The organism is Oryzomonas rubra (genome assembly GCF_008369015.1).
GTDB classification, from domain to species: Bacteria; Desulfobacterota; Desulfuromonadia; order Geobacterales; family Pseudopelobacteraceae; genus Oryzomonas; species Oryzomonas japonica.
Genome location: NZ_SRSD01000021.1, coordinates 1 through 1,507 on the forward strand (window position 1 = coordinate 1; position 1,507 = coordinate 1,507).

General features: G+C 55.5%; 1 protein-coding gene and 1 pseudogene. Both read right to left on the reverse strand.

Annotated elements, in window-relative coordinates; translation table 11 throughout:
• Positions 1-236 (reverse strand): annotated as a pseudogene (locus tag ET418_RS18020) (cytochrome C); the annotation flags it as partial.
• 15 nt (positions 237-251) lie between these two features.
• The gene (locus ET418_RS18025) at positions 252-1,466 is read right to left on the reverse strand and encodes a hypothetical protein (RefSeq protein WP_149310033.1); all 1,215 of its coding nucleotides are present in this window, start codon (positions 1,464-1,466) and stop codon (positions 252-254) included.
• Between the last annotated feature and the right edge of the window lie 41 nt (positions 1,467-1,507).

Here is a 1,507-nt window from a genome sequence, read left to right on the forward strand (position 1 = left end):
TGTTGGTGGCATTGGCTGCAGTTGCTGCCGGCCCTGCTGGCCAGGACGCGGTGGCCACGGACAAAGTCGGCGTCGTGGTTGGGCGCAATGCCTTCGCCTTTATGGCACTCGTTGCATTCCTTGATCGCCATCTTGGCGTATTCCGCGTGAGACATCTTCTTGTCGGCGTACGACCGTTGCTGTAAACAGATCAGGCCGAAGCCGAGAAGTGCCAGGATTAATACAATTCGCTTCACGTAGGTCCCTCCTTTCTAAAAGTCGTAGTTGAAGACCGCACGACCTTGCCAGTCGTTTTTGTACTGGGCATTGACGTTGTCTTCAACCCGGACGGACGCGGACATGTTCTTGGCAAGTTTGTATTTGCCGCCGACCCAGTATTTGCGCGCAGTTTCGTCTCCGGTCGTCCGGTCGAACTGGTAGACGTCGTACTGGAGGCCGGCCGCCAGTTCCAGAGGTTTGATCGGGGTGTAGTTCACCTCGGCGCTGCCTCCGTTCAGGTCGCCGCCGTAACCGTTGTTGTGGTCGTAGTTCAGACTGATGAGTATTTGGTCGATCGGGCGAATCCGGCAGCCGACCTCGACGACGTCTGAGGCATCGCTGCTGTCACCATAGAATTGCCTGGTGTAGCCGGCGTTGACCGACAGTTTGTCGTTGATGGTGTAGTCGGCACGGATGAGGGCTTCCTGGTAACGGTCAACGGCAAATATCGAGTAGATGGACGTTGAGTCGAAGGTCGGGTAGCTCTGGTACCATTCCGCGGTCAGGATCAGGTCCGCCATGGGAAAGTATTTGATGCCCGTGAGAAGTTCGGTGAAGGTTTCACTCGGCAGGTCGAACCGGGTGTTGGCGTACAGTTTGAACGAGTTCCAATACTGTTTGAAGGTACCGCCAATCTGGTCGCGGGCGACTCCGTCTTTGTCCAGCTTCATGAAGTAGCTGACTTCGGCGTCGGTGTTTTTGTACCCGTTCAGGTACGCGGCAACGCCAAAGGCGAAGTCGTGGTCCCGGGTCGCCTCGCCATTCAGGTCAAAGTAGACGTTGCGGCCACCCATCACCGAGAAGGCGATCGGACCGACATTCTTCAGGTCGATCTTGCCACCGTCGATCAGGGCCGAACCCGCCGCGTAGTTGACGAATTGCCGACCGAGACGAATGTCCACCTTGTCGAACAGGTTGCTGTAGTCGCCGTACAGGTAATAGAGCCGACCGTTGATACCATCACCGTTGCGGACGTCGTCGGTGACACGGCCGTATCCCTGAAATGACAGCTTGCCTTCTTTGTCGATCTGGGTGACCGACAGGTTGAGATACTCTCCGAATTCGGCCTGTTTGTTGCCGGTAAAGATGTCGTTGAACCAGCCAAACTGGGTCGAGCTTCTGCCGTGAATCTCCGCCGACCACGCAGCGGTCGAGCCAAACATAACCGCTGAACAGGCCAACAGGCAGAAAAATCTTTTACATGTCATCAGAAACCTCCTTTCATGTAATCTCAAAACTTTAAAACCAA